The 24552-nt window shown below is 73.4% G+C and carries 22 protein-coding genes and 1 pseudogene; 6 read left to right on the top strand and 17 right to left on the bottom strand.

Annotated features, from left to right (window positions below; all coding sequences use genetic code 11):
• Nucleotides 1-58: 58 nt before the first annotated feature.
• From DSM104329_RS05675 to DSM104329_RS05660, 4 genes are all read right to left on the bottom strand, one after another.
• Nucleotides 59-1870 (bottom strand): aldehyde ferredoxin oxidoreductase family protein, encoded by a 1812-nt coding sequence (locus DSM104329_RS05675; RefSeq protein ID WP_259314424.1) that lies wholly within the window; start codon nt 1868-1870, stop codon nt 59-61.
• 28 nt (nt 1871-1898) lie between these two features.
• Nucleotides 1899-2750, bottom strand: a complete 852-nt coding sequence (locus DSM104329_RS05670) for an NTP transferase domain-containing protein (protein ID WP_259314423.1) — start codon at nt 2748-2750, stop codon at nt 1899-1901.
• An 11-nt stretch (nt 2751-2761) separates the two neighbouring features.
• Nucleotides 2762-2983: a hypothetical protein gene (locus DSM104329_RS05665; RefSeq protein WP_259314422.1), complete on the bottom strand. Its 222-nt coding sequence runs from the start codon at nt 2981-2983 to the stop codon at nt 2762-2764.
• A gap of 198 nt (nt 2984-3181) precedes the next feature.
• Nucleotides 3182-3889, bottom strand: coding sequence for a hypothetical protein (locus tag DSM104329_RS05660; RefSeq protein WP_259314421.1), 708 nt, complete (start codon nt 3887-3889; stop codon nt 3182-3184).
• A 521-nt stretch (nt 3890-4410) separates the two neighbouring features.
• Here DSM104329_RS05660 and DSM104329_RS05655 point away from each other — a divergent pair.
• The 3 genes and pseudogenes from DSM104329_RS05655 (at nt 4411) to DSM104329_RS05645 (ending at nt 8264) form a co-directional block, all read left to right on the top strand.
• Nucleotides 4411-4887 (top strand): nuclear transport factor 2 family protein, encoded by a 477-nt coding sequence (locus tag DSM104329_RS05655; protein WP_259314420.1) that lies wholly within the window; start codon nt 4411-4413, stop codon nt 4885-4887.
• Between the two features lie 10 nt (nt 4888-4897).
• Nucleotides 4898-6552: pseudogene (locus DSM104329_RS05650) on the top strand (thiamine pyrophosphate-dependent enzyme).
• On the top strand, nt 6549-8264 hold the full coding sequence (locus DSM104329_RS05645) for an alpha/beta hydrolase (protein ID WP_259314419.1): 1716 nt from the start codon (nt 6549-6551) through the stop codon (nt 8262-8264). The pseudogene DSM104329_RS05650 and the gene DSM104329_RS05645 overlap by 4 nt, the downstream one beginning before the upstream one ends.
• Here DSM104329_RS05645 and DSM104329_RS05640 read toward each other — a convergent pair.
• The 8 genes from DSM104329_RS05640 to DSM104329_RS05605 all read right to left on the bottom strand — a co-directional run bounded on the left by DSM104329_RS05640 (nt 8239) and on the right by DSM104329_RS05605 (nt 14608).
• Complete coding sequence (locus DSM104329_RS05640; protein ID WP_259314418.1) at nt 8239-9492, bottom strand: cytochrome P450; 1254 nt, start codon at nt 9490-9492, stop codon at nt 8239-8241. The genes DSM104329_RS05645 and DSM104329_RS05640 overlap by 26 nt on opposite strands.
• Entirely contained in the window at nt 9485-10621 is a 1137-nt protein-coding gene (locus DSM104329_RS05635; protein ID WP_259314417.1) for a thiolase family protein, read from the bottom strand. Before DSM104329_RS05635 ends, DSM104329_RS05640 begins: the two co-directional genes overlap by 8 nt.
• Nucleotides 10618-10983: a Zn-ribbon domain-containing OB-fold protein gene (locus DSM104329_RS05630; protein WP_259314416.1), complete on the bottom strand. Its 366-nt coding sequence runs from the start codon at nt 10981-10983 to the stop codon at nt 10618-10620. Before DSM104329_RS05630 ends, DSM104329_RS05635 begins: the two co-directional genes overlap by 4 nt.
• 2 nt (nt 10984-10985) lie before the next feature.
• Nucleotides 10986-12341: a phenylacetate--CoA ligase family protein gene (locus DSM104329_RS05625; protein WP_259314415.1), complete on the bottom strand. Its 1356-nt coding sequence runs from the start codon at nt 12339-12341 to the stop codon at nt 10986-10988.
• Nucleotides 12338-13072 (bottom strand): SDR family oxidoreductase, encoded by a 735-nt coding sequence (locus DSM104329_RS05620; protein WP_259314414.1) that lies wholly within the window; start codon nt 13070-13072, stop codon nt 12338-12340. Before DSM104329_RS05620 ends, DSM104329_RS05625 begins: the two co-directional genes overlap by 4 nt.
• 144 nt (nt 13073-13216) lie before the next feature.
• Complete coding sequence (locus tag DSM104329_RS05615) at nt 13217-13423, bottom strand: cold-shock protein (RefSeq protein WP_259314413.1); 207 nt, start codon at nt 13421-13423, stop codon at nt 13217-13219.
• A 118-nt stretch (nt 13424-13541) separates the two neighbouring features.
• Entirely contained in the window at nt 13542-14426 is an 885-nt protein-coding gene (locus tag DSM104329_RS05610) for an alpha/beta fold hydrolase (protein WP_259314412.1), read from the bottom strand.
• On the bottom strand, nt 14417-14608 hold the full coding sequence (locus tag DSM104329_RS05605; protein ID WP_259314411.1) for a hypothetical protein: 192 nt from the start codon (nt 14606-14608) through the stop codon (nt 14417-14419). Before DSM104329_RS05605 ends, DSM104329_RS05610 begins: the two co-directional genes overlap by 10 nt.
• A gap of 128 nt (nt 14609-14736) precedes the next feature.
• Here DSM104329_RS05605 and DSM104329_RS05600 point away from each other — a divergent pair, with 128 nt between their 5' ends.
• The 3 genes from DSM104329_RS05600 (at nt 14737) to DSM104329_RS05590 (ending at nt 17113) form a co-directional block, all read left to right on the top strand.
• On the top strand, nt 14737-16341 hold the full coding sequence (locus tag DSM104329_RS05600; protein WP_259314410.1) for a sensor histidine kinase: 1605 nt from the start codon (nt 14737-14739) through the stop codon (nt 16339-16341).
• Nucleotides 16338-16715, top strand: coding sequence for a response regulator (locus DSM104329_RS05595; protein ID WP_259314409.1), 378 nt, complete (start codon nt 16338-16340; stop codon nt 16713-16715). Before DSM104329_RS05600 ends, DSM104329_RS05595 begins: the two co-directional genes overlap by 4 nt.
• Nucleotides 16716-16780: 65 nt before the next feature.
• Nucleotides 16781-17113, top strand: a complete 333-nt coding sequence (locus DSM104329_RS05590; RefSeq protein ID WP_259314408.1) for a DNA-binding transcriptional response regulator — start codon at nt 16781-16783, stop codon at nt 17111-17113.
• Here the strand turns inward: DSM104329_RS05590 and DSM104329_RS05585 are convergent.
• From DSM104329_RS05585 to DSM104329_RS05565, 5 genes are read right to left on the bottom strand one after another with little or no spacing between them, the layout of a single operon-like run.
• Nucleotides 17084-18046, bottom strand: coding sequence for an acetamidase/formamidase family protein (locus tag DSM104329_RS05585; RefSeq protein ID WP_259314407.1), 963 nt, complete (start codon nt 18044-18046; stop codon nt 17084-17086). The two genes, DSM104329_RS05590 and DSM104329_RS05585, sit on opposite strands and share 30 nt — an antisense overlap.
• Complete coding sequence (locus DSM104329_RS05580) at nt 18043-19521, bottom strand: amidohydrolase family protein (RefSeq protein ID WP_259314406.1); 1479 nt, start codon at nt 19519-19521, stop codon at nt 18043-18045. Before DSM104329_RS05580 ends, DSM104329_RS05585 begins: the two co-directional genes overlap by 4 nt.
• Nucleotides 19514-20653: an NAD(P)/FAD-dependent oxidoreductase gene (locus tag DSM104329_RS05575; RefSeq protein ID WP_259314405.1), complete on the bottom strand. Its 1140-nt coding sequence runs from the start codon at nt 20651-20653 to the stop codon at nt 19514-19516. The genes DSM104329_RS05580 and DSM104329_RS05575 overlap by 8 nt, the downstream gene beginning before the upstream one ends.
• A 59-nt stretch (nt 20654-20712) precedes the next feature.
• Nucleotides 20713-22497, bottom strand: a complete 1785-nt coding sequence (locus tag DSM104329_RS05570; RefSeq protein ID WP_259314404.1) for a hydantoinase B/oxoprolinase family protein — start codon at nt 22495-22497, stop codon at nt 20713-20715.
• Nucleotides 22494-24548, bottom strand: coding sequence for a hydantoinase/oxoprolinase family protein (locus tag DSM104329_RS05565; RefSeq protein ID WP_259314403.1), 2055 nt, complete (start codon nt 24546-24548; stop codon nt 22494-22496). The genes DSM104329_RS05570 and DSM104329_RS05565 overlap by 4 nt, the downstream gene beginning before the upstream one ends.
• Between the last annotated feature and the right edge of the window lie 4 nt (nt 24549-24552).

Below are 24552 nucleotides of genomic sequence, written 5' to 3'. Positions count from 1 at the left end.
CGCGTCCTCGATCGGGGACCTGGTCGACTCTGCCGGCCACGTGGAGTATTGCGCTTTCCTACACGAGGGCCGCAAGTCCGAGGTCCTCGATCTGCGCGGGACTGAGCCGGCCGGACGCATCGAGCCCGCGGGCTTCGTAGTAGCGAGAGATCATGTGGTCGAGGCGTTCGCGCGTCATTACCGCGTCCCGCCCGGATGCGAGGTGCACCGGCTCCGATAGCAGGCGTTCGGGCAGCCCGTCGTCCGCACGCGTCCAGCCCTCCCGGGCGTTGAACGCCCTCTTGGCGAGCACGATCCGTCGGGCCGTCGCCTCGAGTTCTTCGGGTCCGATGTCCCAGCCCGTGACGGTGCCGAGCAGGTGCGCCCACTCCCTGTAGGGATCCGCGAAGACACCGCGCAGGAACTTGCAGAGGATGAGCGAGTCCATGATCGCCGCGCGGTCCTCGGTCTCGATCGCGGCGGCAACGTGTGGCTCCCCGCCTTCGAGGCGATCGTGGCGCCCGGAGAGGTCGGCTTCGTAGGCGCCCGAGCGGTTGTGGTCGGCACCCCGAGCGTTGACCGCCAGCCCGAGGGCCATGGCCTGCAATGTGCGCGGCTCGTAGCCGGGCAGCTCGAGCCCCTTGACCTGCGGCGCGAACGCTGCCGAGCCCTGGCCGACGACGCGCGCGGCCGCGCGCGAGCCCTCGCCGAGCAGCGCGCCGAGCCCCTCGCGCTCGCCGATCTCCTCGATGGCGCGCAGCAGCGCGCGCGCATCGCCGAAGCGCAGCCACGGTGCATCGATCAGCCCGCGCTCCGCGCACTCCATCGCCCACGCGATCGTCCCGCCGGCGGAGATCGTGTCGAGCCCCAGATCGTCGCAACGCCTGCTCGCCTCCAGGACGGCGTCCGGATCGGAGACGCCACACATCGGGCCCAGCGCGAAGACGTTCTCGTACTCGACGCGCGCCGTGGTACCGCCGGACCCTCGATAGATGTGCTCACAGCCGATCGAGCACGAGGCGCAGCTGTGCCGCGTCACAGCGCGTGCTTCGGCGAGGTTCTCGGCGGCCAGGAGCGGCGCGTCCGAGAACGTCGCCGCCTGGAAGTTCCGGGTCGGCAGAGTCGAGATGGCGTTGAACGCGAGGAGGTTGGCCAGCGTGCCGAGCTCGCGGTACTTCGCCGTCGCGGCGCCGAGTGACCGCGCTCGCAGCTCTCGGGCGGCGGCGAGGACCGCCTGCGGGTCGGCGGGCGCGACCTTCGTCGCCGGTCGCACCGCGACCGCCTTGAGGAGCTTCGCCCCGAGCACGGCGCCGAGGCCGCCGCGACCGGCGTGCCGGCCGTCGTGTGACGCGGTCGCGTACTTCACCAGGCGCTCGCCGGCCGGGCCGATGGCGACGATGCGCCACGCCTTGCCGAGCCGTTCGCGCAGCCTCGCCTCCGCCTCGCCGGCGGGGAGCCCCCAGAGGTCGCCGGCCGCCTCCAGGCGGGCACCGTCCGCGTCGACCAGGAGCACCGATGGCTCCTCGCACGCCCCGCGCACGGCGATCGCGTCGTGACCGGTCAGCTTGCCGGCGATCGCGAAGTGACTCGACGCGAGCGCATCGTTGAGCATGCCCGTGAGCGGCGACTTGGCGACGACCGCGAACTTGGCGCTCGTCGTGAGAGGCGTCCCGACGAGCGGCGAGAAGCAGAACAAGACTGGCGCGTCGGGTCCGAGCGGGTCCACGTTTGCCGGGGCGAGCCGGTGCATGAGCCACGCTCCCAGGCCGGCACCGCCGATGTATGCGCGCAGCACCGCATCGGGCAGGTGCAGGTGCTCGGCGCTGCCGTCCGTCAGGTCGACGACGAGGCCCCTGCCGAAATACCCGCCGGCTGGGCGGCCCGACTCCATGGGTCAGAGGATAGGCGCCTCGGGGCGTTCAGCCGCCCGCGTCGGCCGACAGGAAGGCGACGCTGTCGCCCGCGACCAAGGGCGTCGCGGGATCGCGGGTGATCTTGTCGCCGTTGAGCGCCGCAACGACGTGCTCGTCGAGCGTCAGGCCGACCGCGGTGGCGGCTTCGGCGAGCGTCGCCGCGCGCACGATCGCCGGGTCCGGCACCCCGGCACCGATCCGGCGCAGCACGCCGAAGCGCCGGACCGTGACCTCCGGGGCGGGCCGCCTGCGCGCAGCCTCATAGTCCTCGGGCTCGTTGAGGTTCAGTACGGAGTCGAGCTGGGGGTCCAGCACCGCCAGCGCCGCATCGGCGAGCAACGCAGCCGCGTCGAGGCGTCGAACCCGGGTCATCTCGAAGAGGAACGCAGGACGCATCCGATCTTCCGCGATCAGCTGCTCGACGGTGGCAACGAGCTCTACTCGGTATGCGGCGGCGAGTGGGTGGGGAAAGCCGCCCACGTGAGGAAGGACGACGTCGACGTCGTCTTCAAGGCCCTCCAGAACACGGCGGATGAACCGCGGGTGCAGCAGCGGAACATCGGTGGAGGACACGTAGGCGGCGTCGGCCCGGTCGCGGACCGCGCGCAGGCCCGCCGCCAGCCCTTCGAGCGGTCCGCGCCCCTCGTGGAGGTCCTCGACGACTTCGACATCCGCGGGGACCTCTGGAAGCTCCTGGCCAGGGGCGCGGACGACGATCATGGGACCGGTCACCGCGCGGCCCACGAGGCTGACGATCCGGCGCAGCAGCGTCGAACCGTGCCACTCCAGACAAGCTTTCGGCGTTCCCATGCGCGAAGAGCGCCCGCCCGCGAGCACGATCCCTGCGGCCGTCGTCATCGCGCGAGTGCTCAGCCTCCGCCCATCGGCATGGTGAGGATCACGACCTCCGCGTCGGCGGGCAGCTCGTCCACCGGCTCGTTGCGACCTTCCCCTCCATGCATCGCCACATATCCGGCGTCGACCTCGCGGCGCAGAGCGTCGCTTGCAGCCCGGAGCGATTCAGGGTCCTCGGGCGCCCACTCGGCAACGATCTTGTCGCCGCCCAGCGTCCTTCGCACAAGCTTCCCCATAGGGGGACCCTACCCCGCTCCGTGACCGCCCGAGCGCAATCACGAGGACTACGCGCTTCCGTGGACGGTGCGAGACCTGCGCGGAAGCGCGCGGGGCAGCGAACCGCCGGCCAGGAGGGTGCAACCACATCCCCGACCGTGGGGGCCCTTGAAGCGGTGGGCATGAGATCAAGCGCGATGCCGGCCCGCCGGCGTGCCTCAGTCCCCGAGGTCCAAGCCGGTTCGCAGCCGGTGAAGCCACGCAACGAACTGCTCGGCGGCATCGACGGACCTGGCCGCATGCTCTGGCATGACGCTGAGCCCCTCATGGACCACCGCGTTGCGGCGCTCGATCAATGCGGCGTACTCCTCCCACCAAGTCTCGGTCGTGGGTGTCGAACCCGTGGCGGCAAACAAGACGTCACGGTGCCGTTTGTCGTTCAGATCCCGACACGCCCGCTCTGCGGCCTCAGCCCGCTCCTCATCGAACCGGGCATGGAAGATGCTCCGCAAGGCAGCCTTCGCGCACAACTCGCATGCAGTGGTCGCCCGGACGATCGCCCAGTCGTGACACCCGCGATCGAGCAGCGCCTTTGCCTCGGCGACGAGGGCGATCACCGGGTCACGGACGCCCGGGTCGTGGAAGCCGATCACGCCGACGTCATCCGCGGCGACCTCGCGGTAGTCAACGCCTCCGGCGATCGCCACTTTCACATAGATGCGCCTGGCAGCCTCGAGAGCCTCCTCGTGCGTGGCGGCGGCGACGTCGACCGCGAGTTCGGTCGCGGCGTCCATCCCGTCGTACCGATCGTCGGTGAGCACGCTGTGGCGATCAGCCGGGACGACCTTCGGGGCGCCGTCGCGGATCGCGTCGACGTGCTCCGCGGGTACGGCGAGATACACCCTCCAGAGATCCGAATCAGGCATCGCGAGGTGGTCCGTGCTGCGTCACCCAGAGCTGTTGATGGGCAGGGTACCTGTCGTCCAGTCGCCCGGAGCGTGCCGCTGTCCGTCATCTCCGCCGCAGCTTTCCCCGCCGCGGCCCACGCCGGCTTGAGCCAGCCCGCGCCCGCGGACCTCCGCTCGCCCGATGCACGCGATCCGACGCTCGCCGCCGCGGCCTCGACGTCGGCGTCGGGCGACTTCGACTGGGGCGATGCGGCCATCGGCGGAGCCGTCATGGTCGTCGCTGCGCAGCACCGCCGGCGCGTCCACGCTCCGATTCCAGAAACCCGACTCCACCGAATCAGGGTCAGAGCATGGTCTCCGTCGAATCCAGCCCGGCTCACTTGAAGGGCCCCGGGGCTATCGAACTTCTCGCCGCCGACGCTCACCGATCCGTCGGCGTGGTGCTCGGTTGGCGCTACACGCGGCGGCGCGATGGCAAGCGCGGCCGCCCCACCCCGTAAAGTTGCCGTGCACGGAAGCCCTACGAAGGAGTCGCACGGATGTCCCTGGCTGTTCGCCGGACGCTGGTCGCCGGCCTGCTCACCCTCACCCTCGGGTGCGCCCTCACGATCGCCGCGCCCGCGGCCCCCGCCGGCGCGAAGGTCGGCCTGCACGCGACGGACGGCCAGCTGGCCAACGAGTTCCTGCAGCTCCTGAAGGCCAAGGACATGCGAGGGCTGGCGCGGTTCCTCGATCCGGCGTTCCTGCTGCAGCGCGCCGACGGCTCCTACCTGACGAAGGCGCAGTACCTGCAGAACCCGGCGGTCGTCAACGACTACACGGTCTCCAACGTGTTCGGCACGCGCCGCGCCAACGTGCGCGTCGTCCGCTACACGGTGGTCACCGACCAGATCATCAACGGGCAGAAGGTCACCGCGGACCCCGTGTCACGCCTGTCGACCTACGTCCGTCACGGCAGGACGTGGCGGCTCATCTCCCACGCGAACTTCATCGCGCCGCCGCCGCCGGCGTCATGATGGACGGCGCTTGAGCGGTCGCACCAGCCCACCCCCCGTCCGCGAGCGCAGCGGCGGACAGGCCATCGTCGACGGCCTGCTCGCCCACGGGGTCGACACGGTGTTCGGCATCCCGGGCGTGCAGACCTACGGGCTCTTCGACGCGTTCCACGCCGCGGCCGACCGCCTGAAGGTCGTCGCGCCGCGCCACGAGCAGGCGACCGCGTACATGGCGCTCGGCTACGCGCGGGCGACGGGCCGGCCCGGCGTCTGCTCCGTCGTGCCGGGCGTCGGCTTCCTCAACGCCTCGGCGGCGATCGCCACGGCCTACGGCGCGAGCGCCCCGGTGCTGTGCCTCACGGGCGAGGTGCCGTCGGCGTACCTCGGCAAGGGGCTCGGCCACCTGCACGAGCTGCCCGACCAGCTGGCGACGATGCGGACGGTCACGAAGTGGGCGCAGCGCATCGACCACCCGGCGCAGGCGCCGCGGGTGGTGGCCGAGGCGTTCGCGCACATGTGCAGCGGACGGCCGCAGCCCGTGGCGCTCTCCATGCCGTGGGAGGTCTTCGACCAGCGCGCCCCCATCGCGGACGACGGCGACCCGTGGCCGGTGGCGCCGCCACCGCCCGACGGCGATGCGCTCGACCGCGCCGCCGAGCTGCTCGCGGCGGCGCGGCAGCCGATGATCATGGTCGGCGGCGGGGCGCAGCACGCCCCGGCGGAGGTACTCGAGCTCGCCGAGCACCTGCAGGCGCCGGTCGTCGCGTTTCGCGGCGGCCGCGGCATCGTCTCGAACGACCACCCGCTCGGATTGACGTGCGCCGAGGCGTTCGAGCTGTGGGACGGCACCGACGTCGTGCTGGGGATCGGCTCCCGGCTGGAGCTGCAGTGGTTCCGGTGGGGGCCGGCGCCCGCGGGCCTGAAGACGATCCTGGTCGACGTCGATCCCCGCCAGCACGCGCGGCTGCGCCCCGCCGTGCCGATCGTCGCCGACGCCGCGCAGGGCACCGCGGCGCTGACCGGCGCGGTCCGCGCGGTGGCGCCCGATCCGCGGACGGCGCGCGACGAGGAGATGCTCGCGATCAAGGCCCGCGTCGGCGAGCGCGTGCGCGCGATCCAGCCGCACGCCGACCACCTGCGCGCGATCCGCGACGTCCTGCCCCGCGACGGCTTCTTCGTCGAGGAGATCTGTCAGGCCGGCTTCACCTCGTACTTCGCCCTGCCGGTCCACGAGCCGCGCACGTTCGTGACCTGCGGCTATCAGGGAACGCTCGGCTTCGGCTACGCGACCGCGCTGGGCGTGAAGGTCGCCTGCCCGGACCGGGCCGTCGTCTCCATCAACGGCGACGGCGGGTTCGGGTTCGGGCTGCAGGAGCTGATCACCGCGGCGACCTACGGGATCGGCGTCGCGGCGATCGTGTCGACAACGGCGCCTACGGCAACGTGCTGCGCGACCAGCACCGGCTCTACGAGGGCCGCGAGGTCGCGTCGCGGCTGCGCAACCCGGACTTCGCCGCGCTCGCCGAGGTCTGCGGGGTGCGCGCGACGCGGGCGCAGACGCCGGACGCGCTGCGCGATGCGCTCGCCGGGGCGCTCGAGCGTGACGAGCCGGAGCTCATCGTCGTCCCGGTCGACCCGGCGACCGAGGTGTCGCCGTGGCCGCTGCTCATGCCGCGCGCCGGATGAGGAGCACGCTCGCAGTCGTCCTGGCGGCCGTCGCGATGCTCGCGACCGCGGCCGCCGCGCATGCCGAGCTGCGGTTCACGCCGTGCACGGAGGCGGGCCAGGAGGGCTTCGAGTGCGCGACGCTGCGCGTGCCGCTGGACCGCAGCGGGGCGGTGCCGGGCACGGTGCGATTGCGGGTCGAGCGTCTCATTCAGTCGCCGCAGCCGACGCGAACGCTCGTCAACATCGAGGGCGGTCCGGGCGGGTCGGCGACCTGGCGCTCGCAGCAGTCGGCGCGGCTGTTCGCCCCGCTGCGCGGCCGCTACCAGCTCGTGCTCGTCGACCCGCGCGGCGTCGGCGCCTCGCGCCCGTACCTGCGCTGTCCGGACGCCGCCGCACGCTGTGCGCGCGCCCTCGGCCGGCGCGCGGCCTTCTACACGACCGCCGACAGCGTCGCCGACCTCGAGTCCGCCCGCGAGGCGCTCGGTGCGCCGCAGTTGTTCCTCTACGGAACGTCGTACGGCACGTTCGTGGCCAGCCAGTACGCGCGCACGCACCCGGACCGCACGGAGCGCGTGGTGCTCGACTCGCCGGTGGAGCCCGCGGGCGTCGACCCGCGCGGGCGAGCGACCTTCGCGGCGATCGCGCCGATGCTCTCCTCGCTCTGCGCGAACGGCGCGTGCGACGCGGTGACGCGCCATCCCGTGGCGGACACCGCCGCGGCCGCCCGCCGGATCGGCGCAGGCGCGATCTACGACGTGCTGCTGGCGGCGGACGAGAACGTCGCGCTGCGCGCGTTCTACCCGTCCGCCGTCCGCTCCGCGCTCCGTGGCGACGGCGCCCCGCTCAGGCGCCTCGCCGCGCTGGGGCGCCAGCGCTATACGAAGCGCATGCTGAACCCGTCGATCTGGGTTCCGACGAACTGCACGGACATGCGGCTGCCCTGGCAGCGCGGCCAGAGCCCGGCGCAGCGGCACGCCTCGATGGTGCGCGCGATCAACGCCCTGCCGCGCGACGCGGCCCGCCCGCTGACGAGGCAGGCTCTCGGCGACATGGCGCCCGGCTGGTCGTGCGTCGGCTGGCCGCAGACGTCGCTGGCGCGGGCCGTGACCGGCGCGCCCGGCCCGCCCACCGTGCCGGTCCTCGTGCTATCCGGCCTGCTCGACCTGCGCACCCCGCCGGCGGACGCGCGCGCAATGGCGAGCTTCTTCCCAGCCGCCCAGCTCATGGAGGTGCCCAACCGCGCGCACGGCGTCCTGCGCACCGACGTCGCGTGCGGGCAGCAGGCGCTGCTGGCGTTCGTCGACGACCGGCCGGTGGGCAACCCGTGCGCGGACACGAAGCCGCTGCTCGAGATTCAGCCGGTTGCGCCGCGCCGTATGCCCCCTGCCCGGCGCAAGCCGGTCCCGGTGAACCAGGACCCCGCGTTGCTCGTGGCGACGACCGACACGGTGAGCGATGCCATCGCGATCGCCGCGGTGGCCGCGCCGAACGGCGGGGCCCTACGGGTCAGGGGCCTGCGTGGAGGGTGGATGACCGGGCGGCGCGACGCCGCCACGGGGCGCATCCGCCTCCGGCTGCACCGCGTCCGGTACCTCCCGAGGCTCCGTGTGAGCGGGTGGGTGCGAGGAGCGCCCAACGAACCGCGGGGCAGTCTGCACGTGCGCTGGCCCCGCGGGAGCGGGACGCTGCGGTTCGGAGCGCGCGCTACGACGCGCTCGTCACGCCGCTGAACCGCACCGGCAGCGAACGCAGCGACCGTGACAGGAGCGTCGGCTGCCAGCGCAGCTGCGCCGCGTCGACCGCCAGCTCGAGCTCGCGCAGCCGGCGGATGGCCCGCGGGATCGTGAGCTGCGCCTCCAGGCGGGCCAGGGGCGCGCCGAGGCAGTAGTGCGGGCCCAGACCGAAGCCGATCTGGGCGTTCGGGTCGCGCGTGATGTCGAGCTCGTCCGGGCGCTCGAAGCGCTCCGGGTCGCGGTTCGCCGCCGCGAGCACGAGGAAGACGCGGTCGCCCGCCCGCAGCGAGCGGTCCCGCAGCTCCAGCGGCTCGGCCATCACGCGCACGCTCAGCCGCGTCGGCCCGTCATAGCGCAGGAACTCCTCGACGGCGCTCTGCGCGAGCGCGTCGTCGCCGGCGAGCAGCGCGAGCTGATCGGGATGGCGCAGCAGCGCGAGCAACCCGCTGCTGAGGAGGTTCGTCGTCGTCTCGTGGCCGCCGAAGAGCAGCAGCGTGCACATCGCCAGCAGCTCGGTCCGGGTCAGCGCGTCGCCCTCCGGCGTCTGCGCGCGCACGAGGTGGCACAGCAGGACGTCGTCCTCGCGCTCCCGGGCCTGGTCGATCAGCTCCTCGAAGTACGCGATGAGCTCCCCCATCCCGGCCTGGGCGCGCTCGTAGCGATCGGGATCGTCGACCGCGCCGAACACGAGCGCCGCGACGTCGCGCGACCACGCCTTGAAGCGGTCGCGGTCGGCCGGCGGGACGCCCAGCATCTCGGCGATGACGATCGCCGGCAGCGGGTAGGCGAGCTGCGCGACCAGGTCGGCCTCACCGCGGGCGTCGTCGTCCAGGTCGTCGAGCAGCTCGTCGGCGACCGCCGCGATCCCCTCGCGCATCCGGGCCACCGTCCGCGGTGTGAACGCGCGCAGGACAAGGCCCCGCAGCCGCCGGTGCGGCGGGCCGTCCTTGAAGGTCATCCACCCCGCGAGCACCCGCAGCGCGGCGAGCAGCGCGTCGGGCGCGCCGTGCTCCTCGGCGCGGCGCAGCAGCGGGGTCATGCGGTCCGAGCTGAAGTGGGGGTCCGTGTGCGCCGCCGCGCAGTCGTCGTAGCGCGTCAGCAGCCACGCGCGGTAGCGCTCGCTCCAGCGCACCGGGTCGCGCTCGCGCAGGACGGCGAGCTGCGGGAACGGGTCGACGAGCGACGCCGGCGCCAGCAGGTCGTCGTCGAGCCGGGGCTCAGCCACCGAGGACCGCCACGACGGCGCCGTTGCCGTCGATGCCCGACACGCCGCCGCCCATCGTCTCCACCACCGCGATCCGCGCGCCGTCCACCTGCCGCGCGCCGGCGTCGCCGCGCAGCTGCCAGACCGCCTCGCAGAGCTGCGCCACGCCCGTCGCGCCCAGCGGATGCCCGCGCGACAGGAGGCCGCCCGAGGGGTTGACGGGCTGGCGGCCCCCGAGCGTGGTGCGGCCGCTGTCGACGAGCGCGCCCCCTTCGCCCTCGGCGGCGAGCCCGAGCGCCTCGGTCGTGACGATCTCGCCGATCGTGAACGCGTCGTGGACCTCGAAGAGGTCGGCGTCCTGCGGCCCGATGCCGGCCTCCTCGTACGCGGCCGCCGCCACATCGCGCACCAGCGCAAAGCCCCACACATGGTCGGTGCGGTGGTCCCACAGCCCGCCCGACGCGAGCCGGCTCGCGCGCACCGGCACGTCGCGCGCCGCGCCCCGCGCCGGCCCGAGCACGACCGCCGCCGCCGCGTCCGACGTCGGGCAGCACTGCAGCAGCGTCAGCGGGTCGGCGATCGGCCGCGAGGCGAGCACCTCCTCGACCGTGTAGCGCCCCGAGTACTGGGCGCGCGGGTTGCCTTCGGCATGCCGGTGGTTCTTCACCGAGACCTGCGCGAGCTGGCGCTCCGTGACCCACCCGTTCGCCAGGTAGCGGCTCGCCGACATCGCGTACAGGCTCGGCAGCGCCATCCCGCTCGCGCCCTCGGCGTCGCCGAGCTCGGGATGGATCGCCCCCGCGAACGCCGTGCTCATCTGCTCGACGCCGAGCACCAGCGCGCGGCGGGCGCGGCCGTCGAGGATCGCCGCGCGCGCCTCGTGGAACGCGGTGGTGCCGCTCGCGCACGCGTTCTCGATCGTCACGATCGGCACCCCGACGATCCCGAGCGTGTGCAGCGCCCGCTGGGCCGTGCCCGGCGCACCGAAGCACGTGCCGACGTACACCGCGTCGATCCCGTCGGCCCCATCGGGCCCGGCGTCGTCGAGCGCCTCGATGACCGCGTCCCAGACGAGCTCCGCGAGCGATCGCTCCGGCTGCTTGGCGAAGCGCGAGCTCCCCGCGCCGTGGATGCAGACCGTCTCGCTCACGCCGGCGTCACCGCCAGGTCGCCGTCGGCGGTCTTCGCCGCGAGGCGCACGCGGCTGCCGACCGCGAGCGCCGCGTCCCCGGGGGCGTGGGCGAGGATCCGCGGGCCGTGGTCGAGGTCGACGTAGGCCAGCCCGTACGGCGGCGTGCGTCCGGGCACCGCGACGCGCACGACGGTCGCCGCCCACACCGTTCCGTCCGGCCCGAACTGCGCCTCGGCGACCGGGCCGCCGCACACGGCGCAGCGCGGGCGCGGGCCCGCGGCGACGTGCCCGCAGCGCTCGCAGCGCACACCGGCCAGCACGACGGCGCCGCCGGCCTCGCGCACCGCCGGCCGCGGATCGGGCGGTCCCGCGCTCGCCACCGTCACACCCCGGCCGCGGCGCGCCGGTCGATGACGCGGCGCGCCTTCAGCGTCGCGCGCTCGAAGGTCCCGGGCGCCACGAGCTCGCAGCCGATGCGCACCTGGCAGTGGTAGCGCAGCGCCTCGGCGGCGCGCCGCTGCAGCTGCGCCCGCTCGTCCTCGCCGGGCGTGTCGTCGGCGAGCTCGGCCTGCACGGTGATCTCGTCCATCGCCTCGCGCCGGTCGACGAAGACGCGGAACTCCAGGCCGAGGCCGCCGATCGACCGCAGCGCGTGCTCGATCGCCGACGGGTACACGTTGACGCCGCGCACGACGAGCATGTCGTCGAGGCGGCCGAGGATGCCGCCGGCCAGACGCGGGTACGTGCGGCCGCACGGGCAGGGCTCGGTCGTCATCACCGCCGCGTCGCCCGGCGCGAAGCGGATCATCGGCTGCGACGTGCGCCACAGGTGCGTGTAGACGACGGCCCCGCGCTCGCCCTCGGGCAGCCGCCGGTGCGGGTCGTCGCCCGCCACGACCTCCGTCCAGACCTCGTCGCTCCACAGGTGCGGCCCCTGCATCGCCGTGCACTCGGTGTTCGTGCAGAACGGGAACATCTCCGACGTCGAGCCCGAGTCGCACACGGACTCGAGGCCCCACGCCTCCATGATCCGCGCCCGCGTGGGCCCGATCGCGCCGCCGGCCTCGCCGCCCACGATCGCGCGCCGCAGCGGCGAGCGCGCCGGGTCGTGGCCGAGCTCACGGGCGACCTCGGCCATGTGCAGCACGTACGAGGGCGTCGCCTCGAGCACGGTCGAGCCGACCCGGAACAGCAGCTCGACGTGGCGCTGCGTGTCGTTGGCCCCGATCGGCAGGCACGTCGCGCCGATCGTCTCCGCGCCGTAGAGGACGCCCCAGCCTCCGAAGAACAGGCTGAACGGAAACGCGAAGTGCACGACGTCGTCCGGCCGCACGCCCATCGCCCACTGAGTCATGGCGAAGGCGCGGCCGGCGCGCGCCCAGTCCTCGGCGCCGACGCCGTAGAGCGTCGGGACGCCCGAGGTCCCGGTCGAGGCCTGGATGCGCACGACCTCCGAGGGGTCGATCCCCAGGTAGCTGCCGAACGGCGGATGCTCGGCCTGGTCGGCGACCAGCTGCTTCTTGTCGATCGTCGGGCAGCGCTGCGTGAAGTCGTCCCACGTGCGCACCTGATCGGGATGGAAGCGCGCGGCGTCCCAGTGGCGGCGGTAGAACGGGATGCGCTCGTAGCAGCGGGCGAGCTGCACCTGCAGCTGGGCGAGCGAGCCGGCGTCGCGCTGCGCGGGATCGGCCGCCTCGCGCTCGGGCTCGTACAGGCCGCCGCGCGCGCCGGCGCTCACAACGAGAGGCCGCCGTCGACGGTGACCGTCTGCCCCTGCACCATCGCCAGCTCCGGCCGCGTCAGCGCCCACACCAGCTCGGCGGCATCCTCGAGCTCGATCCCGCGGCCCGACGGGTTCGCCTTCGCGGCGGCGTCGAGCCGGTCGCGGTAGTTGCCCGGGAACATCGCCCGGAACGCGGCCGTCTCGACCGGACCGGGCGACACGCTGTTGACGCGGATGCCGTGCGGCGCGCACTCGACCGCCAGGTAGCGCACGATGTGCTCCCCGAGCGCCTTCGCCGTGCCGAGCGTGCCGTAGTTCGGGATCGCGAAGCGGGCGCCGCGGCTGGTCAGGTAGACGACGTTGCTGCCGGGCCCCATGAGCGGCAGCGCCGCGCGGACGAGCGCGACGAGCGCGAGGCCGTTGACCGTGATCGAGCGGGTGAGCGTCTCGGGATCGGTCTCCAGCAGCGATCCGGTCACCGCCATGGCGGCGCAGTGGACGAGCTGGTCGAGGCGGTCCGTGCGCTCGCGGACCGCGCCGATGAGCGTCTCGACGCCCTCGGTCGTGCCCATGTCGGCCTTGACGACGTGCGGACGGCCGCCCGCCGCCTCCACCGCGGCCGCCGCCGCCTGCGCGGCGTCGTCGTCGGCGTGGTAGTTGATGAAGACGTCGCCGCCCTCGGCGGCGAAGCGCTCGGCGATCGCCCGGCCGAGGCCGCTGGAGCCGCCGGTCACACAGATTGTCATGAGCTCGCGACGGTAGGTACGACCGGGCCGCACCGCGACTCGCCCGCGTCGCCGCCGCTGTGGAAACCCACGAAACGACGGAGGGCCCCACTGGGGGGCCCTCCGCGTACGACGATCACGGCCGGCGCAAGCCGGCCGTGGGAACTAGAGCTGGGTGACGTCGACGGCCTTCGGGCCCTTGTCGCCGGCCTGAGCGGTGTAGCTCACCTTGGCGCCCTCGGCGAGCGAGGCGAAGCCCTGCGAGTTGATCGCGGTGTGGTGGACGAAGAGGTCCTTGCCGCCATCCTCGTCAGGGCTGATGAAGCCGAAGCCCTTGTCGTCGTTGAACCACTTGACGGTTCCTGTAGCCATGTTGTTTACCTCCACGGCGTTGATGTGAACTGCGAGCGCGGAGGGTGCTGGTGCAACAACTGCGGCGCGGAACACGCGGGTGCCGGACGATCGTTCGCCCGGCCTGAACGAGGACAGTCTAGCCGCCCAGGAAGCGTTTGCGCCAGTCCTGCCGATCGAAGTGCGCCGGCTCGGTGTCTGAGAGGAAGCGCTCGAGCACCGCGACGAACCTCTGGGGCGCCTCGATCTGCGGCATGTGGCCCACATCCTCGAAGACCTCGAGGCGGCTTCCGGGGATCGCGGCGTGGGCGTCCGCGGCGTGCCGCGCGGGGAGGATGCGGTCCCGCGCGCCCCACACGATCAGCACCGGAATCGCGGCGGCCAGGTAGAGCCGGTCGATCGCCTGCACGCGCTGGCCGCCGACGGCGACCACCGCGCGTAGCGCGGAGAGGAACGCAGCGCGCCGCTCGCCGTCGGCGAGGGACGCGTAGCCGCGAGCGACCTCGGCGACGTCCGCGCTGGGCCGCATCCCGACGATGCCCAGACCGCGGCCGATGGTCGTCCCGAGAACCCGGCCGGCGCCCGCCGTCGCGGCGATGAAGAGGTCGGCGCCCGGGAGCGCGGCGGCGCGCAGCACGGGGCTGACCTCGGGGCCGAGCCCGCCGCTGGAGACGAGGACGAGACGCTCCATGAGCTCCGGGAACTGGTAGCTGAACTGCATCGCGACGCCGCCTCCGAGCGAATGGCCGACCAGCGTCGCGCGCTCGTGGCCAAGGACCAGCAGCAGGTCGCGCAGGCCGCTGGCCAGCGCGCCGAGCGAGTAGTCGCCCGCCCCGCCGCCCGACGCCCCGTGGCCGGGCAGGTCCGGGGCGATGACGGTGTGCTTGCGCGCGAGCGGCTCGATGACCGCTTCCCAGTTCTCGCACGTCCCGGCGATGCCGTGGACGAGCAGCAGGACCGGCCCCTCGCCCGCCTGCAGGTAGGCGACGCGGCGTCCGTGGACGGTGACGGTCTTCACCCGCATCGGGCGCGCTGTACCCGTTCGAACGACACGCGAACGGTGCGCCGGCCGGCCGCGGGCGCGGAGGCCGGGACGAGCAGAAGGCCGATCTGCTGCGACGCGTCGTCGTGCATGGCCGCGAACCTAGCCCAGACCGCGTCGCGCACGGTCGCCGGGCGCAGCGATCTGGTTTCCCGGTCGACCATGAGCGCCTTGGGTGCGTGGACCTGGCACTCGGACCGGATTCAGGTGTGAGAAGCGCCGGTAAGGTCGCCCGGTGGCAATGACGGCGTCGCGACTCGCGGCTGCATGGTTCGCCGTGGGAGCGGGTCTCGTGGCGGTGTACTTCGTTCTGCCGCGGGCGGGGACCGCGCAGTCGGTGGTCTACGTCGCGATCGGGCTCGGCGGCGTGGCGGCGATCCTCGCCGGCACGGCGCGCAACCGTCCGGAGCGCCCATGGCCATGGCTGCTCATCGCCGCGGCGGTGCTCAGCTTCTCGGTCGGCGATGCGCTGTCCTCGATCGCGGACAGCTCCCCGTCGGTCGCGGACGCGTTCTACCTCGCCGGCTACCCGCTGATGGCGGCGGGCCTCGTCCTGCTCATCGCGGCGCTGCCTTCGGCCGAGCGGGTCTCGAGCGCCCTCGACGCCGCGATCGTCGCCGTCGCCTTCGGGCTGCTGCAGTGGGTCTACCTGATCGAGGGCGCGGTCAACGATCCCTCGTGGACGACCGGCGATCAGGTCGTCAGCGGCGTGCTCTACCCCGCGATGGACGTGCTCCTCCTGGCCGCGCTCACCGCGTTCTTCCTCGGATCGTCGTGGCGCTTGCGCTCCTTCCAGCTGCTCGGGGCGGGGGTGCTGGCGATGCTGGTGGCCGACGAGGTCGTGGCGGTGAGCAGCTCCTACTCGAGCGGTTCGTGGCTCGACGCTCTCTGGCTGCTCTCGTACGTCGCCTGGGGCGCCGCGGGGTTGCACCCGTCGATGCGCGAGCTCTCCCAGCCCACCCGGCAGCCGGGCCGTCCGGCAGGGTTCGTGCGCCCGCTTCTCCTCGGCGCGGCGCTCCTCACCTCGCCCGCGGTCATGCTCGTGCAGAACGCTCGCGACGCGCCGCTTCACGCCGTCGCCGTCGCGTTCGCCGGTGCCCTCATGGCGGTGCTCGTCGTCACCCGATTCGCGCTGATCGTCCGCTCCGTCGAGCGGCTGCGCGCCGAACAGGCCGCGCGGAACGAGGAGCTCGTGCGGGCCTCGCGGCTCAAGGACGAGTTCGTCGCGCTCATCTCGCACGATCTGCGCACCCCTCTGACGTCGATCCTCGGATACCTCGAGCTCGCCGCCGATCCGCTGAGCGGTCCGCTCACCGACGACCAGCGCAGCTACCTCCAGGTGGTGGAGCGCAACGCACAGCGGCTGCTGGTCATCATCAACGACCTGCTGTTCGTCGCGCGCCTGCAGGCGGGCGTGCTCGAGCTCGACCTCGCCGAGCAGGACCTCGCGGCGATCGCCGAGCAGTCGGTTCGCGAGGCGCGTGCGCGGGCGTCGGCCAAGCACATCGACATCCGCTTCGACCAGCCGTCCTCACCGCCGGTGCTCGTCGCGGCCGACAAGGGCCGCATGTTCCAGCTGCTGGACAACCTGCTCTCCAACGCGATCAAGTTCACGCCGGACGACGGCGCCGTGACCGTGTCGGTCGACCGCCGCGGCGAGACCGCCGAGCTCGTCGTCGCGGACACCGGGATCGGCATCTCGGCCGAGGACCAGCAGCAGCTGTTCGGGCGCTTCTTCCGGGCCTCGAACGCCGTCGACGCCCAGATCCCGGGGACCGGCCTGGGGCTCTACATCGCACGGGAGATCACGCACGGCCACGGTGGGACCATCACGGTCGACAGCGAACAGCAGCGCGGGACCCGTTTCACCATCCTGCTCCCGGCGGCGAGCGGATGAGCAGCCGCCTCGTCCTCGTGGCCGACGACGACGAGGACATCCTCACGCTCGTCGGGCTCGCGCTCAGCCGCGCCGGAGTCGAGTTCATCGAGGCCCGCGACGGGGCGACCGCACTCGCCATCGCCCAGGAGCGCCTCCCCTCGCTGGTCCTGCTCGACGTCTCGATGCCGAAGCTCGACGGCCTGGAGGTCACGCGCCGGCTGCGTGCGCAGGCGTCCACCCGCGACATCCCGATCATCCTGCTCACCGCCCGGGCGCAGTCGGCCGACGTGGAGGAGGGCTTCCAGGCCGGGGCGACGGCCTACCTGTCGAAGCCGTTCTCGCTCGCCGCGCTCATCGCCCGTGTGCGCGAGTTCACCGAACCCGGCGCGTAGCCGCCCGCAGCCCTCCCTACCGGAATCCGACTGGTTTCCTACCGTCGGGCAGAACACTCCCGCGCGTGGCCAACATCGGGATCGTGGAAGGGGACGCGGAGACCCGGACACTGCTCGAGGTCCTCGTCGTCCGCCTCGGGCACGAGCTCGACCCGGGTGCCCCGCCCGACCTCCTGATCGTCGAGCCGGCGAGCCCGGACGCCGTCGAGACCGTCCGCACCCTGCGCGCCGGCCGCCCCGACCTGCCCGTCATCACGGTGTCGATCCTCCCGCCCGGTCCCGCCCTCGCCGCGGTGCGCGCGTCGCGCCATGTCGAGAAGCCCGTCAGCGGGGCCCGGCTGGCCGAGGCGATCGACCACGTGCTGTCCTCAGCGGACTCCGTCTCCTCCTCGACCTGACCTGGCCGCCTCGGCCAGCTCACGGTCGATCTTCGCGACGACCGAGTACTGCGGGTCCACCATGTTGCCCAGCCGCACGCGCCCGGCCTGGGTCAGCAGCTGGTAGGCCTCCCAGCGGTCCCAGCCGTAGTCGGCCTCGAGCCACGTGAGCAGGTCGTGATAGGCGATGCGCGCCGCGTCCTCCATCGGCCGGGCGCTGCCGACGCTCATGAGCTGCCCGGGTGAGACGATCCGCGGCCACGGCGCCGCCGTGCCCTTCTCGACGGTGAGGCGCAGCCGCACCCGCGCGGTCATCTCGCACGCGACGCCGCACAGCTCGCCGTCGCCCTGGGCCGCGTGCGCGTCGCCGGTGTAGAAGTACGCGCCCTCGACGCGGACCGGCAGGCGCACGACGTTGCCGGCGCAGACGTCGGCGACGTCCATGTTGCCGCCGAACGGCCCCGGCGTCAGCGAGCTGATCGCCTCGAACAGCGGCGCCGTCCCGATCGTCCCCAGGAACGGCGCATACGGGATCCGCACGCCGTGGGGCATCTCCACGAAGCCGTCGCGCAGCGGGTAGATGAACACGCGCTCGGGCAGCGGCTCGTTGAGCATCGCCGTCGCCGCCGTCCCGGTCAGCCCGCCGAAGTACGGGATGTGCGCGCTGGCGACGAAGTCGCGCTCCGGCGCGATCTCGAGGATCTCGACGCACAGCGTGTCGCCGGGCTCGGCGCCCTCGACGAAGATCGGGCCGGTCTGCGGGTTCAGGTACGGGTCGGTGAGCACCTTCGACGGCAGGTCGTCCACGCTCTGCACGCGCGACTCGAACGCGTCGTCGGTGAAGATGTCCAGCAGCTCGCCGGACGCCACGCGCGCGATGGGCTCGGGGTACGGGCTGAAGGCGTAGCTGTAGTTCTCGGTCCGGATCTCCCGGGCGGTCTCGGCGAGGCTCATGCCGCCGGCTCCGGCTGCGGGGCGCCGAGCGCCTGCGCCGTGAACGCGAAGTCGCCGCGCAGCACCTCCGGCAGCATCCGCCGGGGGACGTACCGCCCGCCGCCGCTGTCGCCCACGAACCGCCCGCCGTCGACGATCGCGGTCCCGCGCAGGATGGTGTCGCGCACCTTGCCGGTCAGCTCCCAGCCGTCCCAGCAGCTGTAGCGCTCCTTCATGTGCAGATCCTCCCAACGGACGGTCCAGCGCTTCTGCGGGTCGAAGACCACGACGTCCGCGTCGGCGCCCGGCGCGAGGCGGCCCTTGCGCGGCCACAGGCCCATGAGCTTGGCCGGGTTGACCGAGATGAGCTCGACCCAGCGCTCGACGCTGAAGCGCCCGCCGTTGACCCCGCCGTCGTAGAGCAGCGGCACCCGCAGCTCGACCGCCGCCTGGCCCGCCTGCATGCTGTCGACGGTCGTTCCCATCGTCTCGAAGCGGTCCTTCAGGCTCACGAGGCAGTGGTCGGTGGCCACCGCCTGCAGGTCGCCGGAGACCAGCGCCGCCCAGCAGGCGTCGCGGTCGGGCCCGAACTTCGGCGTCGGGTAGTTGTTGAACAGCAGGCCGCGCTGGGGGTAGATGGTCCCGTCGACGTCGACCGGCGACTCGTCCCACAGGTCGTCCTGCGTGAAGCTCAGGTACGCGCTGAGCGTCTCGCCGTAGAACGGCAGCCCGCGCGCCCTTCCCTCGGCGAGCGCGGCGACGCCGCTGCCGGCCGCCATGTGCAGGACGTACAGCGGCGACCCGGAGCGCTCGGCGAGGAACATCGCCCGGCGGATCGCGGCCTCCTCGACGATCGGGCCGCGGACCTCGCAGATGTAGGCGCCGTGAGTCTTGCCCTCGCGCACGTACTGCGCGGTGAGCCAGCGGGCGATCGCGTCGTCCTCGGCGTGCACGACGCTCATGCCGCCGTTCTGCGCGACGGCGTTCATCGTCCCCCAGCGCTGCCCGTCGTCGGACATGTACCCGTAGGTCAGCATCGTCTTGATCGTCGGGATGCCGGCGCGGATCACGTCGCCGATCTCCTCGACGACGTCGAACGAGAAGTCCTTGGTGAGGATCGCGTGCAGGCCGTAGTCGACGGCCATCGCGCCCCCGAGCACGGCCTGCTTGGCGGCGATCGCGTCGTGCAGGCTCTGGGGCGGCGCCTGGAAGGCGAAGTCGACGACGGTGGTGTTGCCTCCGTACGCGGCGGCCGCCGAGTACTCGGGGCCCTCGGTCGTGAGTATGCCCTCGAAGTTCATCGCGTAGTGGACGTGCGGGTCGATCGCCCCCGGGATCACGAGGCACCCGGCGGCGTCGATGACGCGGCGCGCATCGCGGCCCAGTTCGCCGTGAGGCGCGAGCACGGCGATGCGCTCGCCGTCGACGGCGACGTCGAGCGGCTCGCTCCCGGCGGGCGTGACGACGGTGCCGCCGGCGATCAGCAGGTCATGCATTGGAGAGCTCCTTCGCAAAGCGCGTGGGGCGGAAGCGGTCGAGTGCCGGCGACGGGCGTTCGCGCGCGACCTCGTCGGCGATCAGCTCGCCGAGGACGGGCGCGAGGCTCACGCCGCTGTGCGTCGCGGCGACGTACAGGCCGGCGGCGTCGCCGATCCACCCGACCGCGGGCAGGTGGTCGGGCGTCAGGACGCGGCGGCCGATGCGGGTCGCCTCGACGCTCGCGTGCTCGGCGCCGTCGAGGTGGCGGCGCAGCTCGCCGAGCACCGCGCCGGCGAGCGGCGCCGGATCGGTTCCCGGGGCGGCCGCCAGCTCGGCGTCGTGCGGGTCGCTGTGGAGCATGAGCCGCGCGCCGCCGTCCGGGCGCACCATGAGCTCGTCGGCGTAGAGGACCCGCCGCACGCGCGCCGGCAGCGGTGCGGTGACGACGAGCAGGCCGAGCGCCGGCGATCCCGGCGTGTCGGGATCCAGCAGCGGCAGATGGCCGCCCGCGGTGGCCACGACCTCGCTCGACCCGCGGCCGCCGCAGACGACGACGCGATCGGCGGCGATCGTCTCGCCGCCGGCGAGCGTCACGCCCGCCACCGCGTCGCCGCGGAGCGCGATCTCCCGCACGCGCGCACCCGTGCGCACGACGGCCCCGCCGGCGCGGGCGGCGCCGAGCACGTCGCGCACCATCGGCACCGCGGCGACGTGCGCCTCGTCGGGCAGGAACGCGACCTCGCCGACGCCGGCCGCGAAGCGCAGGTCCGGCTCGAGGTCGCGGGTCACCGCCGCCGGCGTGAGCCAGCTCGCCGGGTAGCCGCGGCGGCCGAGGTCCTCGAGATGCGCGGCGAGCGAGCCCGCCGCCGCCGGATCGCTGCGCCAGGTCAGGCAGCCGGTGCGCCCGTACCACGCCCGCGCGTCCATCTCGAGCTCGAGCCGGCGGTAGGCGCGCAGCCCGTCGACGTGCAGCTCGAGGTAGTCGCGCAGGCCGTGGTGGCTGGCCCCGCCCCACGCGAAGCTCGTGGCGCTCGTGCCGCCCGCGGGCGGCCCCGCGTCGATCACCGTGACGTCGGCCCCGGCCTGCGTGAGGCGCAGCGCAGCGCACGCGCCGACGACGCCTGCCCCGACGACGCACACCCTCGCCACTGCCGTCCTCCTATGTCGGACTTCGGCCCGCCACGACGTTGCGCCAACGATCCCACATGTCAGGCCACGACGGAAGCGTCGAAGCGCTCCGGGCGCCCGGGCGGGTCGCCGAAGTCGAACGGCGCCAGGCCGCCGCGCCGCTCCCGCAGCCGGGTCCGCAGGGCCGCGGTCTGCTCGTCGTCGACCGCGCCGCCGGCGTCGACGACCACCCCGTAGTCGTCGCGCGCGCCGTCCGGCGTGACGATCAGCGAGCGCACGTCCGCCGCGACGCGCTCGGCGGGACGCTCGAGCGGGTCGCCCCAGCCGCCCGCGCCCGCGGTGCGGAAGACGAACCGGTCGCCCGGCTCCACCGCCAGGTTGTCGACCTTCGACGGCAGCGGCACCTCGCGCCCGTCGGCCCGGACGAGCAGCTTCGAGCCGCGGCCGCCGGCCCGGCCCCCGGCCACCCCCCACGGGTTCGTGATCGCGCGGTCGTCGTTGATCGTGAACACGCCGGCGGAGAGGAACTCGTACGTCTTCTCGACGCCGGTGCCCCCGCGATGCAGGCCGGCCCCGCCGGAGTCCGCCACCGGCACGTAGCGCGTCACCCGCACCGGGTAGTGCGCTTCGGTGTACTCGACCGGCGTCGTGCGAAACAGCGGCCACCACGAGTGCCCGTCGAGGCCGTCGCCGCGCTGCCGGCCCGGCAGCCCGCCGAACAGCAGCTCGACGAACTGGAAGTAGCGGTCGTGGTCGTCGGTGCCGGAGAACACGAAGTACGGGCTGGCGCCGTAGCCCGCGGCCATCGCCAGGTCAGGCGCGCGCTGGCCCATCGCACCGCTCATGCAGTCGAAGAACCGGACGTGGACGTTGAGCCGGTTCGACACGGCGGCCGGGAAGCGCGGGTTCAGCAGCGACCCCTCCGGGAGCGTCACGTCGAACACGTCGCGCACCCCGTCGTTGAACAGGATCGAAGGGTCGAAGGCCATGATCAGGTAGATCCCGAAGAACAGCTTGCACAGCCCGTCGTTGATGCGGAAGTTGATCGTGCCCGGCGCCTGCGCGTCGGTGCCGGTCCAGTCGACGTGGCAGACGTCGCCCTCGCGCCAGACCGTGAGCACGATCCGGAACGGGCCGTTGCCCATCCCGTCGTCGTCGACCCAGTCGGTGAAGGTGACCGGCTCCTCGGGGATGTAGCGGCGCACGAGCGCGCCCAGCGCCACGCGGGTGCGCTCGATGAGCGCCGCGCACGCCGCCTCGTACGGATCGGCGCCGAAGCGGGTGCACAGCTCGATCACGCGCGTCTCGGCGGTCCGGCAGCCGGCGATGAGCGCCATGAGGTCGCTCTCGTTCATGTCCGGCGTGCGGCTGTTGTTGAGGATGACGTCGAGCGCGGTGCGGTTGAGCACGCCGCCCTCCACGATCTTGATCGGCGGGATGCGCAGCCCCTCCTCCCAGATCGACGTCGCGTCGTTGACCTGGCTGCCCGCGACCTTGCCGCCGACGTCCATCATGTGCCCGAACATCGACGAGAAGCCGATGTGGCGGTCCTCGAAGAAGATCGGCATGACGACGCACCAGTCGTTGCAGTGCGTGATCGACCCCTGGCTGAGGTACGGATCGTTGAACAGGATGACGTCGCCCCGGCGGACGTCGCCGCGCAGGCGCTCGACGATGCCGGGGATGTAGGAGCCGAACTGGCCGACGACCATCCGCCCGTGGCGGTCGCACACCATCGGGAACTCGTCGTGCTGCTCGCGGATCATGGGCGACATCGCGGCGCGGCGGACGACCTCGTCCATCTCGAAGCGGACGTTGAGCAGCGCGTTCTCGATGAGGTCGAGCGTGGGTCCGTCGATGGTCATGCGGTGCCCCCCGGGGTGATGAGCAGGTTGGCGTGCTGGTCGACGGCGGCGACGTGGCCGGCGAGCACGAGCGTCGTCGCGTCGTACTGCTCGACGATCGCCGGCCCGTCGAGGACCATGCCGGGCGCCAGGCGGTCCCGGTCGTAGGTGGGGACGTCGCGAAACCCACTGCCGTCCCAGACGGGGTGGGTGCCCGTCCTGGCCGCGGCGGCGTCGGGCGGACCGAGCGGCCGGGCCGGCATCTCGATCGCGGGCACCCGCCCGATGCCGACCGCCCGCAGCGTGACGAGCTCCGCGCCGCCCGGCAGGCCGAAGCCGTAGAGCTGCTCGTGGGTCGCCGTGAAGGCGTCGCCGAGCTGCGCGAGTGTGAGCTCCTCGAGGTCGTCGATCGCGATCGGCAGCTCGTAGCCCTGGCGGTGGTAGCGCATGTCGGCCGCGTAGCGCACCTCGCGGTCGGCGGCGGCCACGCCCTCACGGTCCAGGAACGCCGCCGCCTCCTCGCCCAGGGCGCGCAGCCGGTCGGCGATCTCGCCCGGCGCGACGTCGGCGACCGCGCGGATGAACGTCCGGCTGAACTCGCTGCGCACGTCGGAGACCAGGAAGCCGAGCGCGGACAGCACGCCCGGCTCGAGCGGCACGATGACCGGGAAGCAGCCGAGCGTGGCCGCCAGCGCGTTGGCGTGCAGCGCGCCCGCACCGCCGAACGGGACGAGCGCGAACGTGTCGGCGGACATGCCGCGCTGCACGGTCACCAGGCGCAGCGCGCCGAGCATGTTCTCGTCGACGAGCCGGACGATCGCCTGCGCCGTCTCCGGGACGCCGAGGCCGAGCTGCTCGCCGACCCGGGCGACCGCGGCGTGCGCGGCGTCGACGTCGAGGGTCATCGCTCCGCCTAGCAGCCGCGGCGGGAGGTGGCCGAGCACGACGTTGGCGTCGGTGACGGTCGCCTCGGTGCCGCCGTTGCCGTAGCACGCGGGCCCCGGGACCGCGCCCGCGCTCTCCGGCCCGACCCGCAGGCCGCCGGTGACCTCGGACACGCTGGCGATGGAGCCGCCGCCCGCCCCGATCGTCTCGACCGCGACCGACGGGACGCGCATCGGGAACGCCCCGACCTTCGTCTCGCGCGTGATCTGCGGCCGGCCGTCGAGGCTCGCCGACACGTCGGTCGACGTGCCCCCCATGTCGAAGGTGATGATGCGCTCATGGCCGGCCAGCCGGGCGACGTGCGCGGCGCCGCTGACGCCGCCGGCCGGTCCGGAGAGCATCGTGTGCACCGGCGTCGCGCGCGCCGCGTCGAGGCTCATCAGGCCGCCGTCGGACCGGACGACCTGCAGCTCCGCGCCCGCGCGGACGGCGTCGAGGCCGTCGCGCAGGCCGCGCAGGTAGCGGTCCATCTCGGGCGCCACGTACGCGTTCATCGTGGTGGTGACCGCCCGCTCGTACTCGCGGAACTCGGCGAGCACGTCGGCGGACAGGGAGACCGGCAGCCCGGGCGCGACACGCGCGACGATCGCGCCCACCGCGCGCTCGTGGTCCGGGTTGGCGTACGAGCTCAGCAGGCAGACGGTGACCGCCTCGGCCCCCGCCGCGACCAGTTGGGCGACCGCGGCCTCGACGCTCGCCTCGTCGAGCGGCTCGACCTCCTCGCCGCCCGCGCCCATCCGGCCGCGCACCTCGGCCATGAGCTCGACGCCCACCAGCGGCGCCGGGCGGTCGTAGACCATGAAGCCGAACAGCGGCCCCGGCGTCCACGCCTCGGCGAGGTGGAAGAGGTGGCGGAAGCCCTCGTTGACGATGACGCCGACCTTCGCGCCGCGCCCCTCGAGCACCGCGTTCGTCGCCGCCGTCGTGCCGTGCATGATCGCGCCGAGCTGCTCGGGGCCGATGCCCGCCCGCCGGCAGATCTCCGACAGGCCGGACACGACGCCGCGCGACTGGTCCCCGGTGGTCGTCGCCGTCTTGAGCAGGCGGACGCTGCCGTCGGCGGCGTCGTGGAGCAGGACGTCGGTGAACGTCCCTCCCACGTCGATTCCCAGGCGGCGGGTCGTCATCGCA

The sequence above is a fragment of the Capillimicrobium parvum genome (assembly GCF_021172045.1).
GTDB lineage: Bacteria > Actinomycetota > Thermoleophilia > Solirubrobacterales > Solirubrobacteraceae > Capillimicrobium > Capillimicrobium parvum.
This window is presented reverse-complemented; position numbering and strand designations above follow the sequence as displayed.

Excerpts from the sequence above, each read along its gene's own strand:
- DSM104329_RS05675 (WP_259314424.1), bottom strand. The coding sequence starts at position 1,870 with ATGGAGTCGGGCCGCCCAGCCGGCGGGTATTTCGGCAGGGGCCTCGTC.
- DSM104329_RS05670 (WP_259314423.1), bottom strand. The coding sequence starts at position 2,750 with ATGACGACGGCCGCAGGGATCGTGCTCGCGGGCGGGCGCTCTTCGCGC.
- DSM104329_RS05665 (WP_259314422.1), bottom strand. The coding sequence starts at position 2,983 with ATGGGGAAGCTTGTGCGAAGGACGCTGGGCGGCGACAAGATCGTTGCC.
- DSM104329_RS05660 (WP_259314421.1), bottom strand. The coding sequence starts at position 3,889 with ATGCCTGATTCGGATCTCTGGAGGGTGTATCTCGCCGTACCCGCGGAG.
- DSM104329_RS05655 (WP_259314420.1), top strand. The coding sequence starts at position 4,411 with ATGTCCCTGGCTGTTCGCCGGACGCTGGTCGCCGGCCTGCTCACCCTC.
- DSM104329_RS05645 (WP_259314419.1), top strand. The coding sequence starts at position 6,549 with ATGAGGAGCACGCTCGCAGTCGTCCTGGCGGCCGTCGCGATGCTCGCG.
- DSM104329_RS05620 (WP_259314414.1), bottom strand. The coding sequence starts at position 13,072 with ATGACAATCTGTGTGACCGGCGGCTCCAGCGGCCTCGGCCGGGCGATC.
- DSM104329_RS05615 (WP_259314413.1), bottom strand. The coding sequence starts at position 13,423 with ATGGCTACAGGAACCGTCAAGTGGTTCAACGACGACAAGGGCTTCGGC.
- DSM104329_RS05610 (WP_259314412.1), bottom strand. The coding sequence starts at position 14,426 with ATGCGGGTGAAGACCGTCACCGTCCACGGACGCCGCGTCGCCTACCTG.
- DSM104329_RS05605 (WP_259314411.1), bottom strand. The coding sequence starts at position 14,608 with ATGGTCGACCGGGAAACCAGATCGCTGCGCCCGGCGACCGTGCGCGAC.
- DSM104329_RS05595 (WP_259314409.1), top strand. The coding sequence starts at position 16,338 with ATGAGCAGCCGCCTCGTCCTCGTGGCCGACGACGACGAGGACATCCTC.
- DSM104329_RS05585 (WP_259314407.1), bottom strand. The coding sequence starts at position 18,046 with ATGAGCCTCGCCGAGACCGCCCGGGAGATCCGGACCGAGAACTACAGC.
- DSM104329_RS05580 (WP_259314406.1), bottom strand. The coding sequence starts at position 19,521 with ATGCATGACCTGCTGATCGCCGGCGGCACCGTCGTCACGCCCGCCGGG.
- DSM104329_RS05570 (WP_259314404.1), bottom strand. The coding sequence starts at position 22,497 with ATGACCATCGACGGACCCACGCTCGACCTCATCGAGAACGCGCTGCTC.
- DSM104329_RS05565 (WP_259314403.1), bottom strand. The coding sequence starts at position 24,548 with ATGACGACCCGCCGCCTGGGAATCGACGTGGGAGGGACGTTCACCGAC.